5 protein-coding genes are annotated in these 6,270 nt (G+C 63.5%); 2 read left to right on the top strand and 3 right to left on the bottom strand.

The features are described from left to right. Together JWR89_RS10420 and JWR89_RS10415 are read right to left on the bottom strand one after the other, a co-directional pair. A partial coding sequence (locus tag JWR89_RS10420; RefSeq protein ID WP_299715295.1) for a methyl-accepting chemotaxis protein occupies positions 1–1,065 on the bottom strand: 1,065 nt, incomplete at its 3' end. A 171-nt stretch (positions 1,066–1,236) separates the two neighbouring features. Continuing rightward, positions 1,237–1,650 carry a response regulator gene (locus JWR89_RS10415; RefSeq protein WP_299715292.1) on the bottom strand — a complete coding sequence of 138 codons (414 nt, stop codon included), beginning with the start codon at positions 1,648–1,650 and terminating at the stop codon, positions 1,237–1,239. A gap of 273 nt (positions 1,651–1,923) precedes the next feature. Here JWR89_RS10415 and htpG point away from each other — a divergent pair, with 273 nt between their 5' ends. Both htpG and JWR89_RS10405 read left to right on the top strand, forming a co-directional pair. Next, positions 1,924–3,795, top strand: a complete 1,872-nt coding sequence (gene htpG / locus JWR89_RS10410; protein ID WP_299715289.1) for a molecular chaperone HtpG — start codon at positions 1,924–1,926, stop codon at positions 3,793–3,795. Between the two features lie 229 nt (positions 3,796–4,024). Further along, positions 4,025–5,221: an ABC transporter substrate-binding protein gene (locus tag JWR89_RS10405; protein ID WP_299715286.1), complete on the top strand. Its 1,197-nt coding sequence runs from the start codon at positions 4,025–4,027 to the stop codon at positions 5,219–5,221. A gap of 165 nt (positions 5,222–5,386) precedes the next feature. On the opposite strand, the gene JWR89_RS10400 is transcribed toward JWR89_RS10405, so the two are convergent. Continuing rightward, positions 5,387–6,270, bottom strand: an 884-nt coding sequence (locus tag JWR89_RS10400) for a lipocalin-like domain-containing protein (RefSeq protein WP_299715284.1), incomplete at its 5' end; no start/stop codon positions are given.

Raw genomic sequence — 6,270 nt, 5'->3', positions numbered from 1 at the left:
GCGCACGATCACGCCGTACCAACCCAGTCCCTTGTAGGTCTCGTAGCCTGGCGTCGCATGGAACGCGACCAGCGCGCCGGAGCGGTCGTGATAAAAGCCGCTGCGGCCGCCGTTCAAGGCCAGCGAGATGTGCTCTGTGAGCAGGCCCTGGCCGTCCGACGCCGCAATCACGCGAAAATTCGAATCCACCAGCAGCACGCGGGTCTTGTCGTCGCCGACGCGGACGCCCTCGACGATGGCGCGGGCCTGCGCTTCCCAGTCGAAGTGAATCGCCAGCACGCCGATTGCGCGGCCGTTGGCCTTGCCGCCCTCGCGCACGCTGGCGCAATACGTCGCGACCTGGGCGTTGCCGAGCAGGGGCTGCCGCTCCACGTCTCCGGCCGTGTAATCGTCGCCGGAGCGCAACGCGCGCGCATCACGGAACCACGCGGTGCCCGCAACATTCTGGCCCTTGACCTTGAAACGGTCGCCGCGCCCGCTGGCCAGCACGTTGCCGTTCAGATCGCACAGCCACAGGTCGAGATAGACGGTGTAGGCGCCGAGGATCACCGCGAGACGCTCCGACACATGCGCGACGGTGGCATCGGAAGGTGCCGCGGCACAATCGACCGCGGCAGAATCGGTGGCCCACCAGCGCACGTCGCAGGTGCGCTCATAGAGGTTGCGGTCGATCAATTCGATGGCGTTCAGCGACAGATCGACCATGCGCTCGCCGCGCGAGCGCTCCGTCATCTTGTCGATCGAGGACATTAGGTTACCGGTGCGCGCGGTGAGTTGGGTTTCGAGTTCGCGGGCGATGGTCTCGACCTGCTGGCCGACATGCCGCACTTCCTGCGCCACGACGGCAAAACCGGCGCCCTGTGCGCCGGCACGCGAACTTTCGATCAGCGCATTCAGCGCCAGCATTTTCATCTGGTTGGTGATGTGCTGGATCGACTTGGTCTTCTCGCAAGCGATCTGGTTGACCTCGGCGGTCAACCGCGCGATCAGCGCCGAGATGTCGGAGGCGTCTTCGGGCTCGTCGGCCGGCGCGATCGCCCGCGCGAGATTGCTGTTGCGATTCATCGCCGTGACCATCGCGCGTCCTTTTAAAATGCCGGAGTTAGATCAATCGACAGCAGGCGCGCGACGCGCCGGATATTAACTGAATACCGGTTAAATTAACGCTGATTATGCCTAACAGGAGCTTAATTTTCCGCGGGGCGGAGTGCGGAAAACGGCGGCGAGGCCGCGCGTTCACCGGCTGCCGTTGCGCTCGCGTCGCGCCTGTACTTCCACCAGGCATTCGTCAATCACCGCCAGCAGCGTGCGCGGCTTGAACGGCTTGCGCAGGCAGCGCGTCGCGCCCAGCGCCAGTGCCATCCGCAGGAAGTCCGGCGCCGGCGAGTGGCTTTCGGCGAAGGCGTAGCCGGAGATCGCGATCAGCGGAACGCTTGGGGCGCGCTGGTGAAACAGCCGCACCGACTCGAAGCCGTGCATGTGCGGCATGAAGATATCGACGATCATCAGGTCGAAATCGCCGTGGTCCAGCGCGGCAAGGCCGGTGGCGGCGCCATCGGCGCTGACCACGTCGAAGCCCTGCCGCTTCAGCCACAGCCTGACGGCCTGGGACACCAGCGGATCGTCATCGACAACGAGAATGCGCAGCATTGAAAGGCTCCCCAGCCGGCGTGAATTCGGGCGGCGTCGTTGTGCCGTGCCCGTCGCCGGTTTTGGCGAATCACTCCGTCAATCTGGAAAAAGTCGGTGTGCGTGTCTGTACTCTTTTGGGCATATAGAGGTTGTAATGGCGCGATATTTTTTGGTAATTTCAACTCTTGGTATCGGACCACCCGCTTGTGGTATCCATATGAATTCTTGTGGTTTCCAGCCGCGATGCCATATCGGGCTTTCCCCCTCTTCCGCGACCATATCGAGTGACCGATGACCGACACGACGACCACTGCCGCCCCGACCTCGCAGCCGTTCCAGGCCGAGGTCGCCGAATTGCTGAACCTGATGGTCCACTCGGTCTATTCCGAGACCGACATCTTCCTGCGCGAACTGATCTCGAACGCTTCCGACGCCTGCGACAAGCTGCGCTATGAGGCGATCGCCAATCCCGCGCTGATCGCCGAGGGGACCTCGCCGAACATCACGGTGGTGCCGGACAAGGCCGCCAATGTCCTGTCGGTGATCGACACCGGCATCGGCATGGACCGTCAGGAGTTGATCGACAATCTCGGCACCATCGCGCGCTCCGGCACCAAATCGTTCCTGTCGCGCCTCACCGAAGCCAAGGACGGCGCGGGTCTGATCGGCCAGTTCGGCGTCGGCTTTTATGCCGCTTTCATGGTCGCCGAGAAGATCGTCGTCACCAGCCGCCGCGCCGGCGAGCACGATGCGTTCACCTGGACGTCGTCCGGCGGCGCCGGCTTCGAAATTACGCAGTTGGAAGATGGCATGAGCGTACCGGCCGGCGTCCGGATCGACCTGCATCTGAAGGGAGACGCGGCGAAATATCTCGAAGCCCATGAGATCGAGCGCATCGTCGCGGCCTATTCCGACAACATCCAGTTCCCGATCCTGCTCAAGAACGACGATGCCGAGCCGCGCCAGATCAATTCCGCCAGCGCGCTGTGGCAGCGCTCGAAGTCCGAACTGACGCCGGAAGATTACAGTGCCGCCTACAAGTCGATCGCCCACGCCTGGGACGAGCCGGCGATGACGCTGCACTATCGCGCCGAGGGCCGCTATTGCTATGCGGTGCTGCTGTTTGCGCCATCGACCAAGCCGTTCGACCTGTTCGAGCCGAACCGTAAGGGCAAGGTCAAGCTCTATGTTCGCCGCGTCTTCATCACCGACGACGCCGATCTGCTGCCGAGCTACCTGCGCTTCATCCGAGGCGTGGTCGACAGCGAGGACCTGCCGCTCAACCTCTCGCGCGAGATGTTGCAGAACAATCCGCAACTGGCGCAGATCCGCAAGGCCGTCGCGACCCGCGTGGTCGGCGAACTGGAAAGCATGAGCGACAAGGAGCCGGAGGCCTTCGCGAAAATCTGGGATTCGTTCGGCCCGGTAATCAAGGAAGGCCTCTATGAGGACTACGAGCGCCGCGAAAAGCTGCTGTCGCTGTCGCGCTTCACCACTACTTCCGGCGAGAAGCGTTCACTGAAGCAATACGTCGCCGACCTCAAACCCAACCAGACCGAGATCTATTATCTCGCCGGCGACAGCATCGAGCGGCTGAAATCGAATCCGAAGCTGGAATCCGCCGCCGCGCGTGGCATCGAGGTGCTGCTGCTCACCGACCACGTCGATGCGTTCTGGACCTCGGTGCCGACCGACTTCGACGGCAAGCCGCTGAAGTCGCTGAGCCAGGGCGATCTCAACCTCGACCTGATCCCGCGTATCGATGACGAAGCCAAGGACGACACCAAGCCGGAGACCGACGAGGCGACGACCATCGCGGTCATCAAGGAGACACTCGGCGAGCGCGTCTCCGACGTGAAAGCCTCGACGCGGCTGACCACATCGGCGTCCTGCCTGGTTGCCGGCGGCAGCGGTCCCGATCGCGAACTGGAACGCATGCTGGCGATGCAGAACCGCGGTGCCGGCACCAAACCGATCCTCGAGATCAACCTGCGCCATCCGCTCGTCGCTCGCATCGGCAGCGCCGACAAGGCCGCGGGCGGCGATGCCGCCGATCTGTCGTTCCTGCTGCTGGAGCAGGCGCAGATTCTCGACGGCGAATTGCCGGAAGATCCGGCGGCGTTTGCAGCAAGGCTGAACCGGCTGGTGCTGCGGGGGATGTAAGCGGGGCCTGCGGCGCCGTCCTTTCCACGTCATTGCGAGGAGCGAAGCGACGCGGCAATCCAGAGACCACAAGCAAGAACTGGATTGCTTCGTCGCAAGGGCTCCTCGCAATGACGGGGAGGGGCCAGCGCTTCCAGACAGGCCGGCCTCATCCGAAAGATTAGCTGGGCTTCCGCAAAATTCTAAAATAGCTTCCCGCCAACACTAAAAAACGTTGGGAGGCTACCCTATGAAGTTCCGTTACCTGTCATCGACAGTTGCCCTGTGCAGCCTGTTCCTTGCCGCACCCGCGATGGCGCAGGGCGTCAAGATCGGCATCCTCAACGACCAGTCCGGCGTCTATGCCGACTACGGCGGCAAATGGTCGCTCGAAGCCGCTAAGATGGCGATCGAGGACTTTGGCGGCGAGGTGCTCGGCAAGAAGATCGAGATCATCACCGCCTACCACCAGAACAAGCCCGATCTCGCCGTCTCGATTGCGCGGCGGTGGTATGACGTCGAAGGCGTCGACATGATCACCGAACTGACGACGTCGTCGGTGGCGCTGGCGGTGCAGGAACTGTCGCAGCAGGAAAAGAAGATCGACATCGTGGTCGGCGCCGCGTCCTCGCGCATCACCGGCGATGCTTGCACGCCCTATGGCTTCCACTGGTCGTTCGACACCCGCGCGCTCGGCGTCGGCACCGGCGGCGCGCTCACCGAAGCCGGCGGCGACAGTTGGTTCTTCCTCACCGCCGACTATGCGTTCGGCTATTCGCTGGAGAAGGACACCGGCGATATCGTGAAGGCGAAGGGCGGCAAGGTGCTCGGCGCGGTCCGCCATCCCTTGAACTCGTCGGACTTCTCCTCGTTCCTGCTGCAGGCGCAGGCTTCCAAGGCCAAGGTGATCGGTCTCGCAAATGCCGGCCTAGATACCACCAATGCGGTGAAGCAGGCGTCCGAATTCGGCATCGTCGCCGGCGGCCAGAAGCTCGCAGGCCTGCTGCTGACGCTGGCCGAAGTGAACGGCCTCGGCCTGCAGGCGGCGCAAGGGCTCGTGCTGACGGAATCCTTCTACTGGGACCGCGACGACAAATCGCGCGAATTTGCCGATCGCTTCTTCAAGCGCACGCAGCGGATGCCCAATATGATCCAGGCCGGCACCTATTCGGCCACGCTGTCCTATCTCAAGGCGGTAAAGGCCGCCGGCACCAAGGATTCCGACGCGGTGGTGAAGAAGCTGAAGGAGTTGCCGGTGGACGATGCCTTCGCGCAAGGCGGCAAGGTGCTCGCCAATGGCCGCATGGTGAAGGACCTCTATCTGTTCGAGGTCAAGAAGCCATCGGAATCCAAGAAGCCGTGGGACTACTACAAGATGCTGGCCACCGTGCCTGGCAACAAGGCGTTCCCGACCGCCGCGGAAAGCGGCTGCCCGCTGACGAAGTAGTATTTGTCGTCCCGGACAAGCTCGCGAAGCGAGCGCAGATCCGGGACCCATACCCTCCGAGCTTGTGGCTTGAACATTGCGCTGCCACAGCTAGCCTTCGATGGGACTGAGGCTATGGGTCCCGGCTTGCGCTCGCAAGCTCGCTTGCCGGGACGACATAGAGTTTCAATACCCCGTCATCTCCAGATAGCCGACGCCGTCGTGGCTGCCTTTGAACGCGATCGGGCCTTCCCAATACGGGAAGCTGGTGCCCATCCACGCATGCGGATTGAGCGGCGTGGTGTCGATCTGCAGTCCGCGCGAAGCAATGCCGACCTTCCATGACGTCGGCAGCTTGCGGCCGGCGATGTCGGTGGACGCCGTTGGTGCCATGCTGATGTCGCTCAAGGCGATTGGCTCGGAGCGGCCATCCCGCGAAATCCAGTTGCCGGAAAAATAGTTCGCGCCGTCGCGCTGCCGCAGGCGGAACAGCATCAGCTTGTCGCCGGATCCCAGATGCAACGAGAACCAGTCCCAACCGGTCTGGTCGGAAGCCAACGGCTGGCTGGAGAATTCGCGGTCCATCCAGGCCCGGCCGGAAACGGCGATGGGCTTGCCGTCGATGACGAGGCTTCCTGCCGCCGCATAGTATGGCTGGCTGTAGTAATACGACGCCTGGCCGCGTTCGGACTTTTTGCTGTAGCCGGCGTCGCCCTGCAGCACCAGGAGCTGCTGCGCTTCGAGGCGGAGCTGGTAGCCGAAGTTCGGGCCTGACGCCGTGACGTCGAGCGGCCCGATCGTCGTGTCGGCAAAGCCATCCCGTCCGCGCATCTCCCACGCATCGATCCAGGCGCGAAACGGCGCCGCAGTGACGCCGGCCTGGCCGACGCCGCCGCGCGCAAAGGCTTCGCTGAAGCGATGCGTCTGCGCCGATGTGACCGCCGCGTGCCCCATCCAGATCTGCGGATTGGCCCAGCCTTCGCCCTGCGCGCCCGGCGCCATCGCCTGGCGAAACAGCGTCCATTGCGCGCCGTAGGCGGCGCCGGCGGCATCGACAAGGTTGGCCGTGA

Source organism: Tardiphaga sp. (assembly GCF_028290785.1).
Lineage (GTDB): Bacteria > Pseudomonadota > Alphaproteobacteria > Rhizobiales > Xanthobacteraceae > Tardiphaga.
Note: the sequence above shows the minus strand (reverse complement) of the source record. Positions and strands in the feature narration are given on the sequence as shown.